This window comes from Amycolatopsis sp. NPDC059027 (genome assembly GCF_042739735.1).
GTDB lineage: Bacteria > Actinomycetota > Actinomycetes > Mycobacteriales > Pseudonocardiaceae > Amycolatopsis.
Genome location: NZ_JBHYIK010000103.1, coordinates 1 through 24,043, shown reverse-complemented (window position 1 = coordinate 24,043; position 24,043 = coordinate 1). Strand labels below are relative to the sequence as shown.

The 24,043-nt window shown below is 70.5% G+C and carries 19 protein-coding genes; 5 read left to right on the top strand and 14 right to left on the bottom strand.

All coding sequences use genetic code 11. The annotated features are described in order from the left end of the window. Window positions 1–281: 281 nt before the first annotated feature. Both ACFWY9_RS41475 and ACFWY9_RS41470 read right to left on the bottom strand, forming a co-directional pair. Window positions 282–1,163 (bottom strand): cytochrome c oxidase assembly protein, encoded by an 882-nt coding sequence (locus tag ACFWY9_RS41475; RefSeq protein ID WP_378330125.1) that lies wholly within the window; start codon window positions 1,161–1,163, stop codon window positions 282–284. A 93-nt stretch (window positions 1,164–1,256) separates the two neighbouring features. Continuing rightward, window positions 1,257–2,201 (bottom strand): undecaprenyl-diphosphate phosphatase, encoded by a 945-nt coding sequence (locus tag ACFWY9_RS41470; protein ID WP_378341459.1) that lies wholly within the window; start codon window positions 2,199–2,201, stop codon window positions 1,257–1,259. Window positions 2,202–2,416: 215 nt separating this feature from the next. Here ACFWY9_RS41470 and ACFWY9_RS41465 point away from each other — a divergent pair, with 215 nt between their 5' ends. Beyond that, the gene (locus ACFWY9_RS41465) at window positions 2,417–3,394 is read left to right on the top strand and encodes a hypothetical protein (RefSeq protein ID WP_378341458.1); all 978 of its coding nucleotides are present in this window, start codon (window positions 2,417–2,419) and stop codon (window positions 3,392–3,394) included. Window positions 3,395–3,484: 90 nt separating this feature from the next. Further along, window positions 3,485–4,450: a prolyl aminopeptidase gene (pip, locus tag ACFWY9_RS41460; protein ID WP_378341457.1), complete on the top strand. Its 966-nt coding sequence runs from the start codon at window positions 3,485–3,487 to the stop codon at window positions 4,448–4,450. Window positions 4,451–4,519: 69 nt separating this feature from the next. On the opposite strand, the gene ACFWY9_RS41455 is transcribed toward pip, so the two are convergent. Then, the gene (locus tag ACFWY9_RS41455; RefSeq protein WP_378341456.1) at window positions 4,520–5,992 is read right to left on the bottom strand and encodes a PucR family transcriptional regulator; all 1,473 of its coding nucleotides are present in this window, start codon (window positions 5,990–5,992) and stop codon (window positions 4,520–4,522) included. Window positions 5,993–6,099: 107 nt separating this feature from the next. Between ACFWY9_RS41455 and gabT the strand changes: the two genes are divergently transcribed. Together gabT and ACFWY9_RS41445 are read left to right on the top strand one after the other, a co-directional pair. Then, window positions 6,100–7,452 carry a 4-aminobutyrate--2-oxoglutarate transaminase gene (gene gabT, locus ACFWY9_RS41450; RefSeq protein ID WP_378341455.1) on the top strand — a complete coding sequence of 451 codons (1,353 nt, stop codon included), beginning with the start codon at window positions 6,100–6,102 and terminating at the stop codon, window positions 7,450–7,452. Then, on the top strand, window positions 7,449–8,882 hold the full coding sequence (locus tag ACFWY9_RS41445) for an aldehyde dehydrogenase family protein (RefSeq protein WP_378341454.1): 1,434 nt from the start codon (window positions 7,449–7,451) through the stop codon (window positions 8,880–8,882). Before gabT ends, ACFWY9_RS41445 begins: the two co-directional genes overlap by 4 nt. A gap of 191 nt (window positions 8,883–9,073) precedes the next feature. Here the strand turns inward: ACFWY9_RS41445 and ACFWY9_RS41440 are convergent, their stop codons facing one another. Next, window positions 9,074–9,850, bottom strand: coding sequence for a helical backbone metal receptor (locus ACFWY9_RS41440; RefSeq protein WP_378341453.1), 777 nt, complete (start codon window positions 9,848–9,850; stop codon window positions 9,074–9,076). Window positions 9,851–9,860: 10 nt separating this feature from the next. After that, entirely contained in the window at window positions 9,861–11,267 is a 1,407-nt protein-coding gene (locus ACFWY9_RS41435; protein WP_378341460.1) for an RNB domain-containing ribonuclease, read from the bottom strand. 128 nt (window positions 11,268–11,395) lie between these two features. Between ACFWY9_RS41435 and ACFWY9_RS41430 the strand changes: the two genes are divergently transcribed. Continuing rightward, window positions 11,396–12,364, top strand: a complete 969-nt coding sequence (locus ACFWY9_RS41430; protein WP_378330104.1) for an AAA family ATPase — start codon at window positions 11,396–11,398, stop codon at window positions 12,362–12,364. Between the two features lie 155 nt (window positions 12,365–12,519). On the opposite strand, the gene ACFWY9_RS41425 is transcribed toward ACFWY9_RS41430, so the two are convergent. The 9 genes from ACFWY9_RS41425 to ACFWY9_RS41385 all read right to left on the bottom strand — a co-directional run bounded on the left by ACFWY9_RS41425 (window position 12,520) and on the right by ACFWY9_RS41385 (window position 23,835). After that, complete coding sequence (locus ACFWY9_RS41425; protein WP_378330105.1) at window positions 12,520–12,717, bottom strand: hypothetical protein; 198 nt, start codon at window positions 12,715–12,717, stop codon at window positions 12,520–12,522. 54 nt (window positions 12,718–12,771) lie between these two features. Next, window positions 12,772–14,835, bottom strand: coding sequence for a hypothetical protein (locus ACFWY9_RS41420; protein WP_378341452.1), 2,064 nt, complete (start codon window positions 14,833–14,835; stop codon window positions 12,772–12,774). Between the two features lie 156 nt (window positions 14,836–14,991). Beyond that, window positions 14,992–15,987, bottom strand: coding sequence for a C40 family peptidase (locus ACFWY9_RS41415; protein WP_378330107.1), 996 nt, complete (start codon window positions 15,985–15,987; stop codon window positions 14,992–14,994). Window positions 15,988–15,993: 6 nt separating this feature from the next. Next, entirely contained in the window at window positions 15,994–16,593 is a 600-nt protein-coding gene (locus ACFWY9_RS41410) for a hypothetical protein (RefSeq protein WP_378330108.1), read from the bottom strand. A gap of 3 nt (window positions 16,594–16,596) precedes the next feature. After that, the gene (locus tag ACFWY9_RS41405) at window positions 16,597–18,777 is read right to left on the bottom strand and encodes a magnesium transporter (protein ID WP_378330109.1); all 2,181 of its coding nucleotides are present in this window, start codon (window positions 18,775–18,777) and stop codon (window positions 16,597–16,599) included. Then, window positions 18,774–21,749 (bottom strand): ATP-binding protein, encoded by a 2,976-nt coding sequence (locus ACFWY9_RS41400; RefSeq protein WP_378330110.1) that lies wholly within the window; start codon window positions 21,747–21,749, stop codon window positions 18,774–18,776. Before ACFWY9_RS41400 ends, ACFWY9_RS41405 begins: the two co-directional genes overlap by 4 nt. A gap of 3 nt (window positions 21,750–21,752) precedes the next feature. Next, a complete protein-coding gene (locus ACFWY9_RS41395; protein ID WP_378330111.1) occupies window positions 21,753–22,235 on the bottom strand; it encodes a hypothetical protein in 483 nt (160 codons plus the stop codon). 12 nt (window positions 22,236–22,247) lie between these two features. Beyond that, complete coding sequence (locus ACFWY9_RS41390) at window positions 22,248–22,517, bottom strand: hypothetical protein (RefSeq protein WP_378330112.1); 270 nt, start codon at window positions 22,515–22,517, stop codon at window positions 22,248–22,250. 451 nt (window positions 22,518–22,968) lie between these two features. Beyond that, window positions 22,969–23,835, bottom strand: coding sequence for a hypothetical protein (locus ACFWY9_RS41385; RefSeq protein WP_378330113.1), 867 nt, complete (start codon window positions 23,833–23,835; stop codon window positions 22,969–22,971). Window positions 23,836–24,043 lie beyond the last annotated feature (208 nt).

The following is a 24,043-nucleotide window of genomic DNA, read 5'->3' as shown; positions in this document are numbered from 1 at the left end:
GCGGCGGGGGGGCGGGGGGGCTTTTCCCCGGGCCGGTCCACTGTTTCCACGTGTGGGGGGGGGGCGGGGGGGGCCCTCCTTGAGGGACTCCGGGTCCCTTAAGGAGGCCCCCACGGAGCGTCCTGACCTGCGAAAAGAGAGCAAGGGACCTTTGCTAACGTCCTTGAGCACACCAACGATTAGTGCACTAAGCGACGTGAGTAAAGGTCCCTCGCTCCTCTCCGGCGATAGCAAAGGTCCCTTGCTCCTCCGGTGACGCTCCCCCAGCGACGGCGGGGGTGTCATCGACGGCGGAACCTCTCCGCGAGCGCCGGGTCGTTCTCCCACCACAGGCCGCTCGACGGCGCCTCGCCCGTGGCGGCCTCCTCGTCCAGTCGTGCGTCGACCTCGCGGGCGCGGCGCTCGTCGTCGCGCGCCCAGCGGACGATCAGGGCGCCGACGAACGGGAGGCCCGCCAGGTCGCCACCGATCCACAGCACGCCGGCGCCGATGATCTGGTCGGTCCTCGGCTCCGGGCCCCAGGTCCGGTGCAGCGCGTCGTAGTGTGCGGGCGCGAGCAGCGGGCCCAGCCAGAGGACGAGGCCGAGCGCGCCGTCGAGGATGACCTCGGCCAGCGAGATCCACACCGACACCAGATGCGAGTCGTCGCGCGGGGTCGGGTCGAGCTGGATCCGCGTCCAGAAGTAGCCGAAACCCGCGAGCACCAGCAACAGCCGGACCAGGGCGTCCACAATGGACGAGTCCAGCGTCAGCTCGTACAGCGGGGTCAGGTAGATCAGCAGGGGCGGCGCCGCCAGCATCGCGGTGACCACGAGCGGGAACGTCAGCGCTCGCGCGAAACGGCCGCGGCCGAAGCGACTTAGCCCGGCCACGATCGGAGCGGGCGCGGCGCGCAGCAGCAGGGTGATCGGCGCGCCCAGCGCGAGCAGCAGCGGCGTCACCATCAGCAGCACGATGTTCTGCACCGCGCGCACCCAGAACAACGTCGTGTCGTACACCGCCAGGAACGAGCAGGTGACGAACACGATCGTGGCCAGCCCGGCGAGGAACGCCGCGGTGCGCCCCGGCGGCCAGGCCGACTGACGCCGGACGGCGCGCAGGTACAGCACCGCGAGGACGAGCACGACGAGAACGGCCGGGACGTCCAGGGTCCAGGCCGTCATCATCCGGCCACCGGTGAGCGGCTCGAGCACGGAATTCGCTGCGATATCGATACCCCAGTGTCGGCTACTATTCATCTGCTGGACACACCGGGTTCAGATCGAGAAAAAGATCAAGCTGCCGATTCCGGCAACCACACAGTAAATGGCGAACGGTGTCAAAGTACGCGTTTCAAAGTATTTCACCAGAAAACGGACAGCGATGTACGACGCGATTCCGGCGACGACACTGCCGACGAGCGCGGGCCCGAGCGATGCCTGGTTCTCCGGCCGGAACAGCGAGGGCATCTTCAGCACCCCGGCGGCGAGGATCACCGGCGTCGCGAGCAGGAAGGCGAACCGCGCGGCGTCCTCGTGGTTCAGCCCGCGCCGCAGCCCGGCGACCATGGTGATGCCGGAGCGGCTGATCCCGGGGAACAACGCCAGGATCTGGGCCGAGCCGATGAGCATCGCCTCACCGATACGCAGCTTCGACAGGCGGGCGTCGGAGGCCTGCTCGACCGAGACGGCCCGCATCACCATGGTGTCCTCGGCGGAGAAGTCGACCGTCTCCTCGGACCGCGAAACCGCAGGCACCTCGGCCTTCCGGGGCCGGGAGAAGCGCTCCGCCGCGTAGAGCACGCCGCCGTTGAGCGTGAGGAAGATGGCGGCCGGGACGGGCTTGCCGAGGAAGTCGCGCAGCAGTCCCTCGAACAGCAACCCCGCGACCCCGACCGGAATCGTGGCCAGCACGAGCAACCAGGCGAGCCGCTGGTCGGCCGTGCGGATCTCGCGGTGCCGGACCGATGTCCACAGCCCGGCGATGATCCGCACCCAGTCGCGCCGGAAGAAGATCACGAGCGCGAGCGCGGTCGCTACGTGCATCGCGACGAGCACGGCGAGGTACGGCGAATCCTTGCCGATGCTCAGATCCTGGCCCCATTGCCCGCCGACCAGCGCGGGCAGCAGGATGCTGTGCCCGAGACTGGACACCGGAAACAATTCCGACACCCCTTGCAAAGCGCCGACGACAATCGACTCGACATAGGTAACCGCGGACATTCCGGGCCTCTCCGATATGCATCAGGACAATTCCCCGAAAAGAAAGTACCGAGCACCGTGTTAACCCACGGCAAGACCCCCACCCCGCCATGACTCGTCCCATTGTTCACATACATGAATTCAAAACACGTACTTGACTCTCGTTCGGCGGGTGACCTAGCGTCTACGACACGCCGCGAGACCGACCTTTTCGCCCCTCGAAGTGGAGGAACGAGATGCGTGTTCGTGAGCGGATTCTGGCCACCACGGCAGGAACCGTCGTACTACTGTCCCTGCTCACCCCGGCCGCGTCCGCCGCGACGGTCAAGGTCGCGAACTCCGCGGAACTGAAGAAGGCACTGTCTGCAGTGTCCCCTGGAACGACGATCGAACTCGCCGCGAACACCACGTTCACCGGCAACTTCAAGGCGGATCGCAGCGGGACCGCGAGCGGCCGCATCACGCTGACCGGCCCGCGCACCGCCGTGCTGTCGGCCTCGGGTGGCCGCACGCTCGAACTCACCGGCAGCTACTGGACGCTGTCCGGGTTCTCGGTCACCGGTGGGCAGAAGGGCGTGATGGCACTGGGAGTGCACAACACGGTGGTCGACGGTCTCAAGGTGTCCGGGATCGGGCACGAGGCCATCCACTTCCAGCACGGCAGTACAGACAACGTCGTGCAGAACAACGAAATCAGCGACACCGGCCGCGAGTACGGCGGCTACGGCGAGGGCGTCTACTTCGGGTCCGCCAAGAGCAACTGGCCGGGCGGGCAGCCCGACCGCAGTGACCGCAACAAGGCACTGAAGAACAGGATTGGCCCGAACGTCCGCGCCGAGGCGATCGACGTCAAAGAGGGCACCACCGGCGGCGAGCTGCGGGGCAACACCTTCGACGGCACCGGCCAGAGCGGCGAGAACTACGCCGACAGCTTCGTCGACGTCAAGGGCAACAACTACGTGATCGCCGACAACAAGGGCAGCAAGGTGTTCGTGCACGACGCCGAGTACGGCGGCTTCGAGGTGCACGTCCAGCTGGACGGTTGGGGACAGAACAACACCTTCTCCGGCAACGTCTCCGATCCGCAGGCGCCGTCCGCCTATGGCTACTACGTGGTGAAGGCCGCCCAGGCCACCACCAAGGTCTGCGCGAGCAACAAGGCGACCAACGCCGGCAAGGGATTCGCGAACGTCACCCCGACGCCCGCGTGCTGACGCGATCGAAGACCGGGGGCCCGCTCAGCCCGGCGGCGGGGGCGGGCCCCCACCCTTCGTCTCACCGCCCATCTCGGGCACAGTGAGGCCATGGACGATCTCTATCCGCCGCTGGCCCCGCACGCGCAGGGCCTGCTCGACGTCGGCGACGGCCACCGGATCCACTGCGAGCAGGCGGGCAACCCGGACGGCAAGCCGGTCGTGGTGCTGCACGGTGGCCCCGGCAGCGGGATCGCGCCGCTGACCCGGCGGCATTTCGACCCCGAGGTCTACCGGATCGTCCTGTTCGACCAGCGCGGCGCCGGGCGCAGCACCCCGCACATCGGCGAGGACGACGTCGATCTGGCCACGAACACCCTGTGGCATCTGGTCGCGGACATGGAACTGCTGCGGGAACGCCTCGGCATCGACCGGTGGCAGGTCTTCGGTGGTTCGTGGGGCGCGACGCTCGCCCTCGCCTACGCGCAGAAACATCCCGACCGGGTCAGCGAAATGGTGCTGCGCGGCGTGTTCACGGTCCGGCGCGGCGAACTCGACTGGCTCTACGGGGGCGGCGCGGCGAACCTGTTCCCGAAGGAATGGGAAGACTTCCTGGCGCCGGTGCCCGAGGAGCGCCGTGACGATCCGCTCGCCGCGTACGCGGAACTCGTCTACGACCCCGACCCCGCGGTGCGCGAACGCGCCGCGCTCGCCTGGAGCGTCTGGGAGGGGGCGACGGTTTCCCTGTTCCCCCAGGAATCCTTCGTCCGTCAGTACTCGGACCCGAAGTTCGCGCTGACCTTCGCGCGCCTCGCCCTGCACTACTTCAGCCACGGCGCCTGGCTCGAAGAAGGGCAGCTCATCCGCGACGCCGGCAAGCTCGCGGGCATCCCCGGCGTCATCGTGCAGGGCCGCTACGACGCCGTTTGCCCGCCCGCCACGGCGTACGCGCTGCATCGTGCGTGGCCAGGCTCGCAGCTGCGGTTGCTCGAAGGCGCCGGGCACGCGGTGAACGATCCCGGGGTGCTGGCGGCGCTTCGCGAGGCCACGGACGGGTTCCGGAACCGCGTGGGCTGAAGGGGACTTTCCTCGCGTCGCACGCGACGAAAGTCCCCTTCAGCTCATCCGGCGAGACGAAGGTCCCCTTCAGCCCAGCTGGAGGGCGAGCCAGAGTTCGGCGCGCACGCCTGGGGAGTCCAAGGAGCGGCCGGTGAGCTCCTCGACCTTTCGCATCCGGTTGCGCAGGGTGTGCCGGTGGACGCCGAGGCGCGTGGCGGCGTTGTCCCAGTGCCCGTGGTGTTCGAGCCAGCAGCGCAGCGATTCGACGAGGTCGCCACGCCCGGTCTCGTCGTGCCGCCGCAACGGAGTGAGCGCCCTGGCCGCAAACGCTTGCGCCACCCCAGGTTCGACCAGCTCCAGCAGTCCGGCGCCGACGTGTTCGGCGTACCGGACGAGCGGGACCCGTTGCTCCTGGGCCGACGATGCCGCGTGCGTGGCCTGTTCCGCCACGGTCGCGAAGTCCACAAGGGACACTTTCTCGACGAGCCCGCCGTGCAGGCCGCCGATCCGCGCCGCGGCTGCGAGCACCTGATCCTCTTGGCGCGCTGCCCCGAAGACCAGTACCGCGGACCCCGAATGCGCGAAGAACACGTCCTCGGCGACGGTGTCGGCGTCGAGAGTGTCGTGCAACGCTCGCCGCGCGGCGAGCGGGCCGACGAAAGCCAGCACCGACCAAGGCGGCTCCGGCGCGCCACCCCACACCGTGGTCATCACGCCGAGAGCGAGTGCATTCTGTCGCTGGGCGAGCAGCTCGACCAGTCCGGTGCGCAGGTCGCGCAGCGCCGCGCTCTGCGCTCGATTCTGTTCCAGAGCAAGGGAAAGCAGGGACACCGCGGTGTTGACGATGTGCTGCCCCGCGGTGTCGAGCGGCCCCTCGGTGCCTACCGCCAGGACCCCGCGTGTCCTGGTGTCGAGCGTCTGCAGCGCGACCTCGTACTCCCCCAGCACCGTCAGCCGCGTGCCCGCTCGGAGGTGTTCCAGCTCGCCGCGCAGGCCTTCGACGTGCCCGCGAGCCGACGCCGGAGCGGCCTCGGTGACCGTGCCCGAGGCGTCGAAGAGCACCACCCAGCCGTCGACAAGCCGCGCCAGCTTGCGCACGACCCCGCCCACCCCGGACTTCCCGACCGCTGTGCGAGTCAGCTCCTGCTGTCCGCGCCCGGTGCGGACCAGCGCGGCGTACTCGTCGGCGGCGACCGCACGGGAGACGGCGCGGGTGATCGCGATGAACGGCGTCCGCTTCGGCACTTCCAGCAGCGGTAGCCCGACCTCGGCGGCGGTGCCGACCAGCGCGCGCGGCACCTGCCCGTGGCTCAGCCCGACCCCGAAGCCGACCCCGGCGACACCCGCGTCGACCAGCCCGCGGACGTAGGCGGGCGACGTCCGCTCGTCCAGCGCGAGGCCCGTGGTCAGCAGGAGTTCACCGCCTTCGAGGAAGGCCTGCGGATCGATCAGCTCGGTGGGGTGCACCCAGCCGATCGGGCGGTCGAGCGCGGCTTCCCCGGCCAGCACCCGCAGGCCGAGGGAGCGCTCGGCGGCCAGGTCGCGCAGGGTCAGTGCCATAGTGTCCAATTCTAACTCGGGAATTGGACAGTTCGGCCTGCTGACGCCGGGCCGTCGCGGTCCCATGCTGAGGGCGCCCCCCATCCCCGCGACGCAGGAGTTCAGCCGTGACCGTCACCGAGGCCGGGCCCCAGGCACCGGCGCCCCAGCAACGCAGACTGCGCACCGAGATCCCCGGCCCCGCCTCGTGTGAGCTGCAGGAACGTCGCGCCGCCACGGTCGCCGCCGGCGTCAGCTCCGTACTGCCCGCCTACATCACCTCGGCCAGCGGCGGCCTGCTCACCGACGCCGACGGCAACGTGCTGATCGACCTCGGCTCCGGGATCGCGGTGACCAGCGTCGGCCACTCCGCGCCCGCCGTGGTGGACCGCGTCCGCAAGCAGGCGTGCTGGTTCACCCACACGTGCTTCATGGTTACCCCGTACGAGGGTTACGTGGAGGTGTGCGAGGCGCTGGCGGAACTCACGCCCGGCGACCACGCGAAGAAGTCGGTGCTGTTCAACTCGGGCGCCGAAGCGGTGGAGAACGCGGTGAAGATCGCCCGCGTCGCCACTGGCCGCCAAGCCGTCGTCGTGTTCGACCACGCCTACCACGGCCGCACCAACCTCACGATGGCGCTGACCGCGAAATCCGTGCCGTACAAGCACGGCTTCGGCCCGTTCGCGCCGGAGATCTACCGCGTGCCGGGCTCGTACCCGTACCGCGACGGCCTGTCCGGCGAGGAGGCGGCGCGGATCGCGATCGACCGGATCGCCAAGCAGATCGGCGGCGACCAGGTCGCGGCCGTGGTCATCGAGCCGATCCAGGGCGAGGGCGGGTTCATCGAGCCCGCACCGGGATTCCTGCCCGCGCTTTCGCGATGGTGCACCGAGAACGGTGTCGTCTTCATCGCCGACGAGGTGCAGACCGGGTTCTGCCGAACCGGCGAATGGTTCGCGTCTTCGCATGAAGAGGTAGTGCCGGATCTCGTCGCCACGGCGAAGGGCATCGCGGGCGGGCTGCCGCTCGCCGCGGTGACCGGCCGCGCCGAACTGCTCGACGCCGTCGCGCCGGGCGGGCTCGGCGGCACCTACGGCGGTAACCCGATCGCGTGTGCCGCCGCCCTCGGCTCGATCGAGACCATGCGGAACGAGAACCTCGCCGAATCGGCGCGGCGCATCGAAGACGCGGTGCTCCCCCGGCTGCGCGCGCTCGCGGCGGAAACCGGCCTCATCGGCGACGTCCGCGGACGCGGCGCGATGCTCGCGGCCGAATTCGTCAAGCCCGGTACGAACGAGCCGGACGCCGAAGCGACCCAGCGCATCGCGAAGACCTGCCACGCGGCCGGTGTCGTGGTGCTGACCTGCGGCACGTACGGCAATGTCGTCCGGCTGCTTCCGCCGCTTTCGCTGTCGAACGACCTGCTCGACGAGGGTCTTTCCGTTCTCGAATACGCCATTCGTCTGGAGGCCTCCCGATGAGCACAACTGTTCCGTTCTGGGTCGCCGGGAAGCCGGTGACGAGCGACGCGACCGCCGTCGTCCGGCATTCCTTCGACGACAGCGAAGCCGGAGTCCACTTCGTACCGTCCTCTTCGGACATCGAGACGGCGGTGCAAGCCGCGCACGACGTCGCCGAGGAGTTCGCGACGCTGCCCGCGCACGTCCGGGCCGGCGCGTTGGACCACGTGTCCCGAACTCTGGGTGAGCGGTCCGAAGAGCTGGCTCAGCTGATCACCGCCGAGTCCGGGAAGCCGCTGAAGTGGGCGCGCGGCGAAGTCGGGCGCGCGGTGTCGACGTTCCGGTGGGCGGCCGAGGAGGCACGGCGTTTCTCCGGCGAATTGCAGCGGCTGGACACCGACCCCGGCGGTACCGGGCGGCTCGCGCTCGTCCGGCGCCTGCCGCGTGGCCCGGTGCTGGGCATCACGCCGTTCAACTTCCCGCTGAACCTGGTGGCGCACAAGGTCGCGCCGGCGATCGCGGTCGGTGCGCCGATCGTGCTCAAGCCCGCGCCTGCGACGCCGCTGACCGCGCTGGCACTCGGCGAAATCCTGGCATCGACCGACCTTCCGGCCGGGAGCTGGTCGATTCTGCCGACGGACAACGAAGCCGCAGCCGCGCTGGTGGCCGACCCGCGACTGCCGGTCGTGTCGTTCACCGGCTCGGTACCGGTCGGCTGGGGCATCCGCGACAGTGTGCCGCGCAAGCACGTCGCGCTGGAACTGGGCGGGAACGCGGCCGTGCTCGTCTGTCCCGATTGGACGGACCTGGACTTCGCGGCGCAGCGGATCGCGACGTTCGCGATGTACCAGGCAGGCCAGTCGTGCATCTCGGTGCAGCGCGTGTACGCGCACGCGGACGTCTTCGACGCGCTTCAGGAGAAGGTGCTGGAGCAGGTGCGCGCGCTGGGTACCGGCGACCCGCGCTCGGACGGCGTCGACGTCGGGCCGCTGATCAACACGGCCGCCGCTTCGCGGGTGGAATCGTGGGTCTCCGACGCGGTCGCGGCCGGCGGCTCGCTGCTCCTGGGTGGCTCCCGCGACGGCGCGACCGTGGAGCCGACGGTGCTCGCGGGCGTGCCGGAGGACGCGTCGGTGATGGCCGAGGAGGTGTTCGGGCCGGTCGTGTCGCTGACGCGGGTCGAATCGGTGGACGAGGGCGTGCGGCTGATCAACGACTCGCGGTTCGGGCTGCAGGCGGGCGTGTTCACCCGCGACCTGCCGACCGCGTTCGACGTCTCGGCGCGCCTGCGCGTCGGGGGCGTGCTGGTCGGCGACGTGCCGAGCTTCCGGGCCGACCAGATGCCCTACGGCGGGGTCAAGGACTCCGGCGTCGGGCGGGAGGGCCCGGCGTCGGCGATGGCCGACTTCACCGAAGAGCGCGTCACGGTGCTGACCGGCCTGACGCTCTGATCCTCGGGGAGCATGCCGTCAAGGCCACCTTATGGGCGTCCGATGCCCGCAAGGTGGCCTTAACGGCGTCCGGAGGAGGAGCGGGGGACCTTTGCTTGCGTCCGGTGGTGCACGATCGATTAGTGCGCTAAGGAACGTTAGCAAAGGTCCCTTGCTCTTCTTCCGCAGGTCAGAGGTGTCTTTCGGGGGCTTCAGAGACCTTGGAGGGCTTGAGTCAGCGCGGCATGGGCGTCGACCAGCGAGGGGCCGTACCACGTGAGGTGGCGGCCGGAGACCAGCACGTACGGCGCTCCTGGGAACGCCTCCGGCCCGTCGTCGGCGGCGAACTCGTACGGCTCGTCGGGCAGCACGAGCAGGTCGGCCTCGGTGTCGAACCGGGCGCGGAGCTCGCCGAGGTCCGGTCGCGGATAGCGTTCCGGATCGCGGTCGTAGACGTTGGCGACGCCGACCCGGCGCAGAACGTCGCCCCCGAAGGTCTCGCGGCCGAGCACGATCCACGGCTTCCGCCACACCGGCACCACGGCGTGGAACCGGACGGGCGCGACCTCACGCCAGATCTCCTCGGCCTCGACCAGCCAGTCCGGTTCGTCGAGCCCGTAGGCCTGGGTGAGGACGCGGCGCAGCGAGCCGAGCGCGGCGGGCACCGTCGCGGCGGCCGCCATCACCCACACCGGGATCCCGTTGGCACGCAGCCGCGCCACGTCCTCGGGGCGGTTCTCCTCCGAGTTGGCCAGCACGAGATCCGGCCGCAGGTCCAGGACGCGGTCCAGCTTCGGGTACTTGGAGCCGCCGACCCGTGGAACGTCCAAAGTGGACGGGTGCGTGCAGTAGTCGGTCGCCCCCGCCAGCAAGCCCGGCGCGCTCACCTCGACGGCTTCGGTCAGCGAGGGGACGAGTGACACGACACGGGACGGCGGCCCCTCGAGCGGGACCGTCTCCCCGAGATCGTCGAACAGTTCGAGTCTCATGCCACCTCGCTCATGCCCGCTCGAACGACACCTTCCGTTTCTCGACGTCGACCGCGGTCAGCCGGACGGCGATCCGCTCACCCTCGGGGAACTTCTCCCCCGCGCACTTCGCCATCACCGGCGGATCCTCCACCAGGATCTCGGCCCTGGTCTCCTCGGCACGCAGCACGACCGCGCTGAACTCGCCACCGACGCGCTCGGCGAGCACCCACGCCTCGACCTGGTCGATGCAGGCGCGTTCGACCTTCGCGGCGAGCAGATCGGACGCGGTCATCAGCTCGGGCACCTCGCCCAGCGCGGCCCGCACCCAGTCCGGCACCTCGCGTCCCGCGGTGACGGCGAGGCAGATCTCCGTCGCGAACCGGTCGACCAGCCGCCGGATCGGCGCGGTCACGTGCGCGTAGGCACCGCCGATCCCGGCGTGCGTGGTCAGCGCGGGCAGCTCCCCGTCGAAAGCGGTGTACCCGGCGCCGCGCAGCAGACGCGTCGTGTCGGTGTAGAGAGCCATCGACGCGGGCTTCCCCGGGTCGAGCGTGGCCAGGAACTCCGAAACCGTCGTCGCCTCCGGCCAGGCGATGCCGAGCGCGTCGGCGGAGCGACGCAGCCACTCGACGGCGGTGCCGTCGGGATCGGGCAACGTCCGCAACACCCCGACCCTGGCCCCGATCATGATCTCCGCGGCGGCCATGCCGGTGAGCAGCGAGATCTCGGCGTTCCAGCCCTCGACGGAGTTGCGGGGGCGCTGGGCAAGGGCCCAGCCGCCGTCGGGATCGCCGTTGATCTCCTGCTCGGGCAGCTGCAGCTCGACCGCGCCGCGCCGGATCGCGAGCTCCCGGCGCGCCCGGCCGATCTCGGGCAGCGCCGCGACCGAAGGATGCGGGGTGCCGGCGTCGAGCGCGGCCTGGACGGTCTCGTAGTCGAACTGCTCGGTGGACCGCACCAGCGCGCGGCGGACCCGCGTCGACGTCAGCTCACCGGTCTCGTCGGTCTCGATCGTCCACAGCACCGCGGGCCGGATCTCGCCGGGCAACAGGCTCGCGGCGCCCTCGGACAGCACCGGCGGGTGCAGCGGGACGTTGCCGTCGGGCAGGTACATCGTCTGGCCGCGACGGCGCGACTCGCGGTCGAGCGCACCACCGGGCGGGACGAACGCGGCGAGGTCGGCGATCGCGTAGTGCACGCGGAACCCGCGGCGGGTGCGCTCGATGACCATGGCCTGGTCGAGATCCTTCGAGCCCGGCGGATCGATGGTCACGAAGGGAAGATGCGTGGCGTCCTCCCGCTCCCCGGCGGAGGCGAGCGGATCGAGGACGGCGGCCTCGGCCTCGGCGAGGACGTCCGGGCCGAACGCCTCCGGCAGCACGAACTCCGCCCGGAGGCGGGCGAAATCCCCTCCGGCCGCATGTGTCCTGATCACGAGTGGAGGCACCACACAACACTATCCCGCACCGGGTGCCTTGATCGCTCGTTCGGGTGCGGCCGGTTGGGTGTACGTTAACCGTGCCTGTAATGAAAACCGATACCATCTTCAGAAGGGATCCGGCCGTGAAGATCGCGTTCGTCGGCAAGGGCGGCAGTGGGAAGACCACCCTCTCGTCCCTGTTCGTCGCGCACCTCGCCGCCACCGGCAAGCCGGTACTGGCGATCGACGCCGACATCAACCAGCACCTCGCGGTGGCGCTGGGCGCGACCGAGGAGGAAGCGCTGGCCTGGCCGACGCTGGGCGACAACATGGCGCTGATCAAGGAGTACCTGCGCGGGGACAATCCGCGCATCCCCGACGTCGCGGCGATGATCAAGACCACGCCGCCCGGCCGTGGCTCGCGGCTCGTCACGCCGTTCGAGGACAACCCGATCACCGAAGCCTGCTTCCGCGAACTCGGCGGAGTGCGGCTCGGCGTCACGGGCCAGTTCGACGAGGACGATCTGGGCGTGGCCTGCTACCACTCCAAGGTCGGCGCGGCCGAACTGCTGCTCAACCACATGGTCGACGTCGAAGGCGAATACGTCGTCATGGACATGACCGCCGGGGCCGACGCGTTCGCTTCGGGCCTGTTCACCCGCTTCGACGTGACATTCCTGGTGTGCGAGCCGACCGTCCGCAGTGTCGGGGTGTACCGGCAGTACGCGGACTACGCGCGCGATTTCGGGGTGCGGCTCGTGGTGGTCGGGAACAAGGTGACCGACGCCGAGGACGTGGACTTCCTGCGCGAGCAGGTCGGCGAGGCCCTGCTGGGCTGGCTGGAGAACTCACGGCACGTGCGCGCCGCCGAACGGGGCACCGCGCGGCCGATCGGCGAACTCGAATCGCACAACCTGCGGACCCTCGACACCATGCTCGCGACCGTGGACGCCGAGCGGCGGGACTGGGCGCGCTACCAGCGCCAAGGTATCGAGTTCCACCTGCGCAACGCGCGTGCCTGGGGCAGCGGCCGTGCCGGCGCCGACCTCGCCGAGCAGGTCGACCCCGGCTTCGTGCTCGCCCCGCCGTCGCTGGCCACGCAGGACGCCTGAGCCCGTCGCCTGCCTGACTGGCGGAGCAAGGGACCTTTGCTTGCGTTGGTGAGCACGCTAATAGTTGGCTTGCTCACGGACGTTAGCAAAGGTCCCTTGCTCCTCTCCGGCGATAGCAAAGGTCCCTTGCTCCTGCCGGAGGGGCTGGAGCGAGGTCAGTCGTCGTTCCAGGCGGCGTCGGCGGCGTCGGCCGCGCGGGTGCGTTCGCGGGCGATTTCGAGGGCGCGGCGAGCGGTCGCCTCGTCCGGGTAAGGGCCGAGCAGGTCGGCGCCGCGACTGCGGTCGAGGTGTTCGACCTCGTTCGTGCGGGTGTTGTAGTACCAGCCCGGATCCGGGTTCGGGTCGTTAGCCATGGTTCAAGCGTGACACCGGCGAAGTCCGCTGTCACGGTGAACCACCCGCCGCGTTCACCGGCGGTAGCGGTACGGAATCTCGGTCGGGTTCCCGGTCGGACCGAATTCGCCGGAGTCGGGCTCCGGCGCGTTTTCCCGCGCGTTCTGGAACTCGTCGAACCAGCCGCGTTCGCCACCCGGCGGCGTACCGGGGCCGCTGTTCGACGGCTGCGGCAGCGGCGGCCGCGTGGCCGACGGCTGGGGCAGGCCGGGCGGCGGCGTGCCAGGGGGCGGCGGGACCGGTGACGAGGGCGGGAGCACCGGCGTGGATTCGCGGCCGGGGAAGACCGGCAGATCCGACGCCGGGGGCACCGTGGGCGGGACCGGCGCGGAGCCCTGACCGGGGAAGACCGGCAACGCGGGATTGTGCGGCCGCGCGGGCGGCTCCGGGTACCCGGGTTCCCTGCTGGGGAAGACCGGGAGCGGTGTGCCGGTGCTCGTCGCGGCCGAACCTGGCGCGGGCGGCTCCGCCGCTCCGCCGTACGGAGCCGCAGTGGTCTCCGACGCGCCTTCGGCCGGAGTCGTCGAGGCAGGGGCCGCCGGATCCGACCTGGTCACCCAGCCCATGGGCGGCACCTCCGGTGATGCCGCCGCGCCGGGGTTGGGCGGCGGTGCGCTCGTGCTGGACGAGGGGGCGTCGTTCCGCGTGGGCGCCGCTTCGGCGCCGGATGGCTCGGTATCACCGGCCGAAGGCTGGCCAGGCTGGGAAACGGCGGGTCCCGCGCCGGTTTCGCCGAACGGCGAGGCACCCTGCGCAGTGGGTCCGGGCTGTGCCCAGCCATGTGGGGAGTCGTCCTTCACCGGTGTGGCTTGAGCACCCGGTTCCGGGGCGGCCGGGGAATCGTCCTCTGAGGACGGTTCCTTCCCCTGTTCGGCAGGCTCTTCCGGCGCGGCGGCGTCGTTCTCCGGGACAGCGGCTGCCTCGGTATCCGCAGTGGACTGATCAGCACCCGTGTCCGCTTCGCGCACGACCTTGTCGGCGACCGGCTGCGTCTGGTCCGGCCCGAGGCTCGGACCGGGCTGGGATTCCGGCTGAGCCGGCGCGACGGGTTCGGCCTGCTGCTGAGCCGGGCCTTCCGATGCGGCCTCGGCGGGAGCGGGAGCAGGTGAAGCCGCCGCGGACGAGATGGCCGCCGTCCACTGCGGACCGGCGGTCGGCTCGGCGGGCGCGCCCCAGACCTGGGGTGGCAACGTCGGCGCGGACGGCTGCTCGGCGGGAAAGGGCGGCTGCGGCGGGGTTTCCTGCTGCTGGGCAACGGGCGGCCGCGGCGGCTGTGCCCCGGCCTGGGGCCCGCCCGGCGGCTGCGGCCCGGCCGTCGGCGCACCCGGTGTAGGCGTACCCGGCGACTGCGGCCCGGCTGACTGCGGCCCAGGCACCGAAGCACCGGACGTCGGCGCGGCAGGCGGCTGGGCGCCCGGCTGCTGGGCACCGGGCGTCGGTGCACCTGCGGTCGATGAACCAGGCGCCACTCCACCAGGCGGCTGGGGGCCGGGAGGCTGGGGCACGGTCCGCCAGACCGGTGCCGGACCGATGTTCATCGGTGCGGGCGCGCGGCCCCGGTCCGGATCGACCATGGCCGCCTCCTCGGGGACGGCCTGGTGCCCGGCGGGCTTGGGGATCGGGTCCAGACAGGACACCAGGACAGTGGTGTTGTCCGGGTCCGCGACCTTGCGCCCGCTGCGCTCGCGATAGGTCATCTCGCCGTCGGCGTCCATTTCGACGAGATACCCGGCTTCGGCCAGTTGCTCCTCGTCCAAGTCGACGAGCTTTTCGTACCGCGAAGGCACCACGCGGTAGATCGGCCACGCGAGCCGCGCGTTCTCGTGGTGGAACTGCGCCAGTAGCGCGGCCATCTGCTGCTGCCAGGGCAGCGACATGTTCTCGGCGAGCGAACGCGGCAGCACGACGTAGCCCGCGTCGACGCCCGGCCAGCCCTGGTTCAGCTGGTCGGCCAGCGGCGTGCTGGAGGCGGGACGCTGCTGCGTCGGCGGCTGCGGCGCGCCGAACAGCGTCCTCGGGTCCTGGCTGGCGCCGGTGGTCCCTGGCGTCCTGCCTCGCTTGCCGAATTTCCGTGCCACGTCTTCATCCTCTGTCAGTGCGCGGCCGCGCGCCGATGGAGTTGGCCGCGACGTCGGGTGAATCGGCCCCGCTCACGCTGTTCCGGGCCTGACGCGTGCCAGGCGTTACCGTTCACCCCGGTCGGGTGTCAAGAGCCCGTGGCTCCGCAGACCATGCTAAACGCCGGGTCGGACAGCCTGCGGGACGACTTCGGCCTCGGTGAACTTGAACGGCCGGATGTGCACGGGCACGCCGTCCTGCTGTGCCTCGACGATCTTGCCGTCGCCCAGGTACATCGCGACGTGGTGGATGGTCACCGGGTCCGCGATGTCGGTGGCGAGGAAGACCAGGTCACCGGGCTGCGCGTTTTTCACCGGGATCATCGCGCCCGCCTTGTACTGGTCCGACGCCACGCGCGGGAGGACGATCCCGGCGGACTTGTAGGCGGCCTTCATCAGCCCCGAGCAGTCCCAGGCGTCCGGGCCGTTGCCGCCCCAGAGGTACGGTTTGCCCTGCTCGCCGAGCGCGAACTTGATCGCCTGCGCGGCGGCCTGGCTGGCCGGGACCAGCGCACCCATGCCCTGGCCGCAGCCGGAGACGTCGGTGACCTGGCCGAGGTTCTGCACCAGGTGCGCCGCCATCGGCTCCCACTTGTGATAGCGGTCGGGGAAGCCGGAGCGCTCCACGGCCTGCGCGGCGTCGCCGGGACGCCGGTTTTCCCAGTCCGGCACCGCCTTCAGCACGTCGAAGAACTTGTTGATCGCGTACTGGACGTTGGTGACCTCGGCGACCGAGCCCCAGTTCATCGACGGGCGCATCTGGAAGATGCCGAGCGAGTCGCGGTCACCGTAGCTGAGGTTGCGCAGGCCCGACTCCGTCATGCCCGCCTGGATCGCGACCTGCCACGCGCGCGGCGCGAGGTTGCGCTGCTTGCCGATCGCGATGATCTGAGCGACGACCCCGCGCTGCTCCTCGTTGAGCTTGCTCGCGTCGGTCGAGCCGTCGCCCGTGCCCGGCTGGGTGGGGCCGAGCGAGGCGTCGCAACTGGTGTTGACGACGCCCTTGGCCGCGGCCTCCTGCTGGTCGGACACGACCTTGGCCACGGTGCTGGTGGTGACCACCGCGGTGAACACCGCGACGATCAGCGCGCCGACGAGAAGCCCCAGACGCATCGGTGCTCAGCTCGCCTGGTCGTAGTCCGAAACCCGCCAGCCCATGGGAGAGTTCACCACGGTGATGGACAGTTTCGGACCGTCGGTGGGGACCACCAGCTTCATCGAGCTGGTGTACGACGTCGTGACAGCGGGTTCACCGGTGACCTTCGTCGCCGGGATGTTGGCCGGGTCCACAGTGGACATCACCGGCAGGTATTCGTCGGTGGTGTAAGGGCGCAAGCCCTCCAGCCACTGCGCGTTCGTGATCCCGTTCGGGTGCTTGACCCACGCGGTGGCCCATTCCTTCGCGACCTTGACCGCGTCCTGGCTCGGCGGGGCCGTGGACGGCGTGGCCTGCGGACCGGTCAGCCGGGTGGGCAGCGTCGACGTCGCGGGCGGCGGCACGGCGAGGCCGGGGCCGGGAGTGGCCGAGGCCGACGTCCCGTCCGGCCCGCCCGCCGCGGACGCGGGACGCCCGATGACCTTCGGCAGCACGATGCCCAGCGCGGTCAGCATGATGGCCAGGAACACCAGCGTGCCGATCAGGTGCCGGGGCGAGCGCAGCGGCCAGCCCCACAGGCGGCGGTAGACCGCGGTGCGGCCGCGGTTCGTGCGGATCGGCATGGGTCACCGCCCCATAAGGTGGTCGGTGTCGCGCAGCTCCTCGCGGACCTCGAGCCCGCGCGACGGCCGGTACAGGACGAAAACCGGTTTCCCGGCGACGACCTCGGGGTCGACCCGCCGCGGCTGGGCACGCACGCCCGGCGGCGGCTGGACCGGCATCGCGGCCTCCGGCGCGGCGTGGTCGCCGGTGCCGTAGCCGCTCTCGTGGTTCGCCGAGGTCATCCGCGACGGCACGACCACCGGCTCCGGTTCGTCGCTCCAGCGCCGGTCCGCGACGGGCGAGGTGTCGACGCGGCGGCTTTCCTCGCGCAGCACCCGGTTTCCGCTCGCCGTGACGACGTAGTCGCCCGGCGCGCCCACGAGCGGGTTGTACTGCCCGAACGCCGGGGCGCCGCTGCCGCCACCCGGCGGGAGCGCCGCGACACCGCCGCCCGCGGTGACCGCGCCCGGCCACGGCGCACCGGACCAGGCCGCCGCCGGGCGGTGGTTGTCCAGCCGCCGCGCGTTGGCGAAAACCGTGGCCTCGGGCCGGAACCGGCCGCCGCCGACGGTCGCGCCGATCGGCCCGCGGGCCTCGCCGTCCACGACGTCGTCGGTGTCGCGCACGTTCTGCCAGAACTCGTCCTGCGGCGTCGGGCCCTTGTTCTTGCGGAAGCGGGAGAAGAGGCCGCCACTGGGCGTCGGCACCGCGCCGCCGACCATGCCGACCGACATCTCGACCATCTGCCACAGCCGCCGCACCGGCCGCCCGACCATGAACAGCAACACGGTCACCAGCCCGGCGAGCACCATCTGCGTCAGCAATGACAACGCACTGCCCGCCGCGAAGATCGCCTGCAGCAGCAGCGCGTGCACCCCCGCGAGCACGGACAGCACGACGAGGTTGAACGCGACGCCGCCGGCGACCTTGAGCACGCGGCGCAGGATGTCCGGATGCAGCAACGCGACCAGGCCGACGAGCGGCGCGGTCAGCGCGAACAGCCGGATGAGCACCTGCGCGAGCAGCACAGAAGCCTTGGCGAGCAACTGGAACAGCGCGTACACCAGGCTCTGGCCGAGTGCGAGGAAACCGGACCCGGTGCGGCTGCCGTCCTCACCGGTGAAGTAACCGGTGGCCGGGCCGAGCTTCGTCGAGATGTCCTTGTACGAGGCCTTCTTCGCGTCGACGACGTTCTGTTTCCCGTCGTCCCCGGCGACCAGCTGGTTGCGGGTGAACGCCTGCGCGTCCAGCAACGGCCTGCCGAACTGCTCGGCCTGCGGCGACTTCGGATCGCCGAACTCGCCCCGCAGCCAGTTGTTGTAGACGATCTGGGTGTGCAGGTCCGTGGGGAGGATGTCCCGGACGATCCGGTTCTCGTTCTCGTCGACGAACCCGGCTTGAATGTTCGTCGTGGTCTGCACGATGGCTTTGTCGATCGGGTCGAAGTACCGCAGCATCGCCAGCGAAGACGCGGCGAGCCAGATGGCGGCCAGCGAGTAGAGCGCCCGTTTGCTGATCGCCGCGAGGTCACCGCGCCAGATGTTGCGGAACAGCATGATCGACAGCAGCAGCGCGGCCAGCCCGAACAGCTGCGCGTAGATGTTGTTGTAGACCTTCTCCGCGCCGGACTTCACCGCCGAGTAGATCGGGTTGAGCAGCCCGCCGTTCAGGACCGTGTAGTGCAGGGAGTTGGTGGCGCCGACGATGTTCTTGCCGACGTTGAACAGCTGGTTGCCCGCCCAGGTGTCGATGGTCGAGTTCGGCGAGGCCAGCCCGGCAAGCGGCGTGCAGTTGGTCTGGAAGGTGTCCCAGACCAGCCCGGCGTAGCTGTAGTCGATGTAGGCGCTTCCCGGCTCGCCGTGGCCCTCCGGCGGATCGACGGCGCCGACCAGCCCCGCGCCGGGACGTTCCGGGTTCGGCGGCTCACCACAGGCCGCTGCGTTCGCGGGCGCGGTGATCACGATCTGCATGCCGATGATCAGCGCCGCCGTGGTCACCGCGGCGCGACGACCACAGCGCATGCCGTTGGCAGGCCCTTCCTTGCTGTGCCGGTAGATACCAATCCGACCGAAAGTAAGCAGTCGCGCAGGTCCGCTGGCCTTGCTGGTCGGCTTACTTTCGGCCTCCTTGGTAGTAGGCCGGCGCAGCCAGCGCCATCCGGCGGCGACTGCGAGGACAGACGCCAGCGTCATCAAGGTGTTCACGCTGCATCCCTGCCAGGACCGCCCTTGGTGCCGCTCCCGGACCGGGCGTGCTTCCCGCCCTCGCCGTTCGCGCTCCCGTTCGAGGCTCCACTGTGGACACTGCCGTCGACCTCGCCGGTTTCGCTGGCGAGCGGGTCGGGCGAGCCCAGCAGGACGTCGTCGGTGAGGCCGACCTCCAGTTCGGCGGCCAGCTCGAAGTCCTGCTCGAGCTCCGGGTCCTCCTCCGGTGGTACGGGTACGTAGACCTTGGCGTCGAGCTTCGGGGCCACGATTTCCTTGCCCGGCTTGGGCCTCGAGTCCGGCGAGCCCGGCGTGGTGTCCATGACGCCGCGCAGGTGGTCCAGGTGCGGGCCGGAGAAGTCGACGCGGATGCGTTCCACGCCACCGGCTCCGTCGCCGAAGATGAACTGCCGTGGCTCGACGTCGCGTTCGATCCCCCGCTGTGCCCCGGGGCGGCGCCCCAAAGCCGCGACGACTTGCTCGTAGCCGACGCCGACCGGGACCTTCAGCAGCCGCAGCGCGTCGGCCTGCGCGTCGTCGTCGTCGAGACGGCCGACGAACACCGAGTCCAGCAGGGTCACGAAGCCCTGGATCTTCAGGAAGTCCGCCGGGATCTGCGAGGACAGCAGCACCCGGACGTTCCATTTCCGCGAGTCACGGGCGAAGCGGTTCATCAGGACACGGCCGGTCGGGACTTCGGACAGGAAGAACGCCTCGTCGATCCAGACGCCCTTGCGCAGTTCCTTCGGCTTTTCGTACACCGACCGCTGGGTCAGCCACGCGGCGAGGTTCAGCATCTCGACGCCGAGGGACTCCGCGTCCGTCCAGTACTCGCGCGGCACGCCGTCCTTCGGCAGCGTCAGCCCGGCCATGGTGAGGACGGTCAGCCGGTCGTCGCGGGTCTCGGAGTACGGGTCGGCGTCGGTCTCCGGGATGAGCAGCGCCATCCGCTCGCGCATCTCGTCGAGGAAGTCCGCGACGACGACGGCGTGCTCGTGGTGCTCGCTGGAGTCGCGGCGCAGCGCGTCGATGACCTGGCCGGGGTCGGCGTCGAACCGGCCGCCGACGGCGCGGACCGCGCGCAGCAGCACGATCCGGGTCTGCGCCATCCGCGAGACCTCGTAGGGCAGGACGCCGGTGAGCACGTCCAGCACCAGACGACGCCGCGTCGCGCCCGCGAGGGCCTTCTCGCGGCGCCACGAGCGCTCGGGGTCGTCCTCGTCCATGAAGTGCTCGATGAGCGGCTCGGCGACCACGCGGTACGGGTTGAGGATGCCGGGCTGCGCGTTGAGCAGGTTGATCGGCCGCGCGTAGGGCCGCAGCTCGGGCAGGTCGCACAGCCGCGACAGCGGGCCCGACGGGTCGAGGATCGTCCAGTGCGCGCCCGCGCGGAACGTCTTGTAGACGATGCCGCCGCCGAGGAACGACTTGCCGCCACCCAGCCCGGCGACCATCGCGGTCAGGCCGGAGCCGTCGCGGATCTCCTGCGCCATCCACGGGTCCCAGGCCACCGGGCGCCGGGTCGCGGTGCAGGTCTCGCCGAGCAGGATGCCGCGGCGGTCGCCCACCTCGGCGGTCGCGGTCGGCACCGACGAGGCCGCCCAGACGACCGAGCCGCGCCGTTTGTAGGCGGCCGAAGCCAGCTGTTCGCCCGGGATGAACTCCCGCGCCATCGCGTACTGCGCCTCGGGATGCTCGATGGCGATCTTCGGCTTGTACAGGTCCAGCAGCTGCTGGGCGAGTTTCAGCGCGTCCCGCTCGGTCGGCCCGGAAACCGCCATCCGCCACCACGAATAGACGCGGGTGGCGAGCGCGGTGAAGCCCGACGTCATCTCGTCGTCGATCTCCAGCACCCGCCCTGCCTGGCGCGCAAGCGATTGCGGTGGTTCCAGCTCGTGTTCGTCGGTGTAGTGCTTGACCTGCGAGCGGACCTTGTTCATCTGGCGCTGCAGCTCGCCTGCCACCTCTTCGGGGCGCCGGACGTAGATCCGCGCGGACACCTCCACGGAGGCGGGCAGCCGGTCGGCGTGCTGCACCCACGGGTCGTCGACCTCGGGGATCTGCAGCCCGTGCATCTGCCCGACGGTGAGCACCGCGAGATGCCGCGACACCCCGGCGTTGGAGCCGGTGCGGCCTCGGACGGTGACCGTCGGGGCGTACGGGTCGGCGTAGAAGTCGGCCGCGTCGGTGAAGCTGGCGAGGTCCTCCGGCTCCCACGCGGCGCCCGGCACGGCGGGCATGTTGCGCGGGGCGGGCAGGCCGAGCGAGCACGAGCGGTGCATCAGCCAGGACATCTCCTCGGCGTGCACCGGACGGCCCTCCAGCCCGGCCGACCCGATGACCTGGTCGAGGTGCTCGACCTCGGAGTCCAGCGCGGACAGCTCGGCGTCGACGGCTTCGGGGAGGATCTTGCGCAGCACCGGGGCCGCGCGTTCGACCGCCCGGTCCACCATGCGCCGGGTCTGCACCTGGACGCCGATGTAGACCTCTTTTTCGGCCATCGAACGGCCCATGAGCTGCTGCTGCTCGCCGATGAGGTAGTCGTCGAACGACAGCGCGCCCGGCACGTCTCCCGGCCTGCCGACGGCGTTGTGCACGTGCGCCTCGGCCCACATGCGGATCGGGTACGGCCGGTTGGTCACCCGCAGGTGCAGCCAGCGGCCCTGCAGCTCGGCGTACTGGCCCGCGATGGCGGCGATGAGGTCACGGCGCTGCGAATCCGACCGGAACGACCACCGCTGCGGCGCGAGCCGGTACCAGGCGTAGACCTCGAACCCGGTGCGCAGCAGGTGGCCGTCGATGCTGCGTGCCGCGATCGACGGTGTGTAGGCCGGGATCGCCTGTTCCCCGGGCAGCCGCCTGCCCTTGCCGGAGGGCTGGGCGCCCGGTGAGCGGGGTTGCTGCGGCGTTTGCCAGGCGCCGGTGGGCATGTCCCGATCTCGTTTTCCTCGGCTTCCGCCGCGACCGAACAACGACTACCTCCCGGCCCGGACCGCGGCACGGCCCCGGCGCGCTCGTGGTGTTCCCTGTGCTGTGACGTGCTGGGCGCCCGTGCCGCCGTGGTGCTGGTATCGCCTTCTCCGCTTGTGCTTCGGCAGGGGACGCTCGGCGCGCACCCGGACCCGGCTGGCGGTGACCGCGCCACCCGTGCCCGTGGTCTTCTCTCTCGGCGTGGTCAGTTCGCGCGCCGCCATCGCGGCCACCGCGCCCAGCGGGCGCTCGTGGCTGATCTTGGCGGTGATCAGCTTGGTGATCAGGATCGTGGCGACGAACGCCCACGCCGTGGAGAAGAACCCGAAGCCCCATCCGGCCCACCGTTCGACGGTGAGCACGACCAGGAAGACCGGGATCCCGATGAGCCACGCGACGTAGCGGGCCCGCCAGGGAAAAGTCGCTTTCGGTGGGCCGAGCCATACGGCGTCGACCCGGTAGACCTCGTCATCCGTCCTGATGCGCACGCCGGGCCCGCCTCAGCCGGTGAACAGGCCGGAGATCCACTTGCCCACGTTGACGCCGGCACCGCTGACCGCGAGTCCGATGATCGCGAGCGCGATGACGACACCCGCGAGCCTGCGCATCACGCCGGCGTTGTCCCCCTTGCCGCCGCCGAGCCAGAGCAGCAGGAGCGCGACGGCGAGCAGCACCAGGGGAATGATGTTGTCGAGCAGCCAGTTACGGACGTTGCCCGTGCCGAGTTCGCCGTTGGCGGCCAGCGTCTCGAAGGCGGTCATGGTGGTCATCGCGTTACTCCCGGTGCGCGGTGGGGCCCGCGCGGTTCTGGCTTCGGCGGTACTTCGAACAACATCATGGCGTTACGAGGGGTAGTGGTCAAAGCGCGCTGTGTAGATGTCGACTTGTCTCTCGGGGCTGGAGCCAGGCTTCTCACACGGAAACTCCTCGCCCTCCATCATCGTGGCAAGACTCGCCGGGTTTAACCCCGGCCACCCGTATTTCGTAGTGTGCGAACGAACTCACCCGGACGCGAGTTTGTTGTTCACGCTGGGTGAGCCGAATGTCGACCTGCTGGGCCGCGGACAGTGTGACATGACCCATTCGGCGCCGTCGCGCGAGTCCGCTCTGTGAGGGCCTCGCGGCCGACCGGTGACGAACTCGATCTTGACGTAACACTGGAACGGTTACTGCCCGCACAAAGCGTGCCCGCTCTTTCACCACATAGCGTGAGAAACCGGTTCAGGGGCGGCCTGTCGCGAACACACCCGCCGGGAACGCCCCCGCGGCGACCACTCGCTCGCCCACTCCAGCGCAGAGTTCTTCGAGCCGGGCGGTCTTCTCCGGGCCGAGATGAGTCCACGGGGCTTCCGCGGCGGCGTTGGTGGCCACCTCGATGCGTTCGCGCAGGGCCTCGCCCGCCTCGGTGAGCGTCCCGTCCGCCGCGAGGACACCGGTTTCGCGCAGTTCCGCCTCGGCGGCGGCCCACTCCTCGTCGCTCCAGCCGCGGGACTTCTTGGCCGCCTCGGCGAGGAAGCCGTTGCCGGTGGCGGTGTGGGTGACCAGCGCGGGAAGCCCGCCGAGGCCGTTGAGGACGAGCGCGGCGATGTGCCCGTCGCCGCGGTATTCGCGCAGGAGCGTCAGCGCGTGCCACAGGATAAGGTGCGGCCGGTCGGGCCAGGGCACGCTCGTATGCCCGGCGTAGAGCGCGCGGCCCTCCGGACGGCAGGCCGACGCGGCCTCTCGGGCGAGTTCCGCCGCCTCGGCGATGTCGTCCGCCGCGAGGGCTTCGGCGCCGAGCAGCCGGGTGAACGCCGCGTCGATGCCCTCGAAGCGGGCCGCGACGACCTGCTCCGGCGTCGCGAGGGTCCAGGCGCGCGGGATGTGCCGGGCGATGACCTCGGGGTTGAAGTTGTAGAAGGTGGCGGCCACGACCTCGGGCCCGACCGCGCCCATCGGCGCCGAGCGGCCGGCGAAGTAGCACATCCGGCCCGGCCGCAGGCCCGCCGCGGTGAACGCCGCTTCGAGCTCCGGGGCGAAGTACCCGAACGCGTGAATCGAGTCGAACGCGGTCTTGAACTGTTTCGCGGTGGCCGTCGCTGCACCCATGCGGGTCACCCTACTCCGGGGTAATTCCTGTTGACCATGCCGATTTTCCGCCCCTGGGCCTGGTCCCCACGACACGACCAAGCCGCCAAACGGGACATTCTCGGCGTTCTGCGGTGCCGGTAAGGCCACCTTGGGGGCGTCTGACGCCCTCAAGGTGGCCTTACCGGCATCACGGCTCCCCGAAAAACTTCTCGTTGTGTCGTGTTTG

Bases quoted from the DNA above. Each gene is read 5' to 3' on its own strand.
- ACFWY9_RS41475 (WP_378330125.1), bottom strand. From the start codon at position 1,163: ATGACGGCCTGGACCCTGGACGTCCCGGCCGTTCTCGTCGTGCTCGTC.
- ACFWY9_RS41470 (WP_378341459.1), bottom strand. From the start codon at position 2,201: ATGTCCGCGGTTACCTATGTCGAGTCGATTGTCGTCGGCGCTTTGCAA.
- ACFWY9_RS41465 (WP_378341458.1), top strand. From the start codon at position 2,417: ATGCGTGTTCGTGAGCGGATTCTGGCCACCACGGCAGGAACCGTCGTA.
- pip (WP_378341457.1), top strand. From the start codon at position 3,485: ATGGACGATCTCTATCCGCCGCTGGCCCCGCACGCGCAGGGCCTGCTC.
- ACFWY9_RS41455 (WP_378341456.1), bottom strand. From the start codon at position 5,992: ATGGCACTGACCCTGCGCGACCTGGCCGCCGAGCGCTCCCTCGGCCTG.
- ACFWY9_RS41445 (WP_378341454.1), top strand. From the start codon at position 7,449: ATGAGCACAACTGTTCCGTTCTGGGTCGCCGGGAAGCCGGTGACGAGC.
- ACFWY9_RS41440 (WP_378341453.1), bottom strand. From the start codon at position 9,850: ATGAGACTCGAACTGTTCGACGATCTCGGGGAGACGGTCCCGCTCGAG.
- ACFWY9_RS41425 (WP_378330105.1), bottom strand. From the start codon at position 12,717: ATGGCTAACGACCCGAACCCGGATCCGGGCTGGTACTACAACACCCGC.
- ACFWY9_RS41415 (WP_378330107.1), bottom strand. From the start codon at position 15,987: ATGCGTCTGGGGCTTCTCGTCGGCGCGCTGATCGTCGCGGTGTTCACC.
- ACFWY9_RS41410 (WP_378330108.1), bottom strand. From the start codon at position 16,593: ATGCCGATCCGCACGAACCGCGGCCGCACCGCGGTCTACCGCCGCCTG.
- ACFWY9_RS41390 (WP_378330112.1), bottom strand. From the start codon at position 22,517: ATGACCACCATGACCGCCTTCGAGACGCTGGCCGCCAACGGCGAACTC.
- ACFWY9_RS41385 (WP_378330113.1), bottom strand. From the start codon at position 23,835: ATGGGTGCAGCGACGGCCACCGCGAAACAGTTCAAGACCGCGTTCGAC.